The 1,164-nt window shown below is 61.9% G+C and carries 1 protein-coding gene; it reads left to right on the top strand.

Features of this window, described 5'->3' with window-relative positions; translation table 11 throughout:
* Window positions 1-8: 8 nt before the first annotated feature.
* On the top strand, window positions 9-1,164 hold a 1,156-nt coding region (locus JUJ53_RS02830; RefSeq protein WP_204150467.1), incomplete at its 3' end, for a CHAT domain-containing protein.

The following is a 1,164-nucleotide window of genomic DNA, read 5'->3' as shown; positions in this document are numbered from 1 at the left end:
TAGAAGCCGTGCAGCAGCAGATTCCAGCGGACGGGGCATTGGTGGAACTGGTGCGCTACGAGCCGTTTGATCCGTCTGGAGCAGGTACTTGGGGAGCGCCCCGCTACGCGGCCTACGTGCTGTTCCCCTCCGGCGAGATCCGCACCGTGGATTTGGGGGATGCTGCCGCTATGGATGCCCAGGTCTTTACCTTCCTCGATGCCCTGCGAGATCCGCGCTCCAATATTCAACCGATCGCCCGCGCCCTCGATGCTCAACTGATGCAGCCGATTCGCGCCCTCACCGACGATGCCACCCACCTGCTGATCTCCCCCGATGGTGCTCTCAACCTGATCCCCTTCGCCGCCCTGATGGACGAAGAAAATCGCTACCTCAGCGAAACCCTTACTCTCACCTACCTCACCTCCGGTCGCGACCTGCTGCGGATGAATCGGGGTCTGGAGCCGGGGCAGGGGCCGGTGATTGTTGCCAATCCAGACTATGGAGCCACCGAGCTAGCCGCCGCGTCGCGTGGTGCTACGCCGAGTCAGGGCAATGCCGTCCTCACGGCCCAGCGCTCCACCGACTTTAGCAGCCTCAATGCCTTTGGCTCCCTCCCCGGCACCGAAACGGAAGCGGATGCCATCATGCCTCTGCTGCCCAACGTCACCCGCTGGGACGGGCCCGAGGCCACTGAATCCGCCATTAAGCAAGTTCAAGCGCCCAGCATCCTGCACCTAGCCACCCACGGATTCTTCCTGCAAGACCAAGACTGTCTTGCCGTTTCCGGCGGTACCCGCACTGCCTCGATTGATGTTGTCTCCACCGCCGAGTCCGACTGCGTACCCACCCCCCGCAACATGGAAAATCCCCTGCTGCGATCCGGGTTAGTATTTGCGGGCGTCAACCAACGGGCAAGCTTCGCGGATGATGACGACGACGGGGTGCTCACGGCCCAGGAAGTCACCCGAATGAACCTGTTCGGTACCCAACTGGTGGTGCTATCGGCCTGCGAGACGGGGCTGGGGAATGTGGTGAATGGCGACGGGGTGTATGGTCTGCGGCGGGCGTTTGTGTTGGCGGGGGCAGAAAGTCAACTGATGAGCCTGTGGAAGGTAGACGATTTTGGCACGAGTGACCTGATGCAGGGGTACTATGAACGGTTGATGGACGGAGCTGGACGCA

Origin of the sequence: Leptolyngbya sp. CCY15150 (assembly GCF_016888135.1) — a bacterium.
Lineage (GTDB): Bacteria > Cyanobacteriota > Cyanobacteriia > RECH01 > RECH01 > RECH01.
The sequence above is the reverse complement of the archived record's forward strand: the minus strand, read 5'-3'. Positions and strand labels throughout refer to the sequence as shown.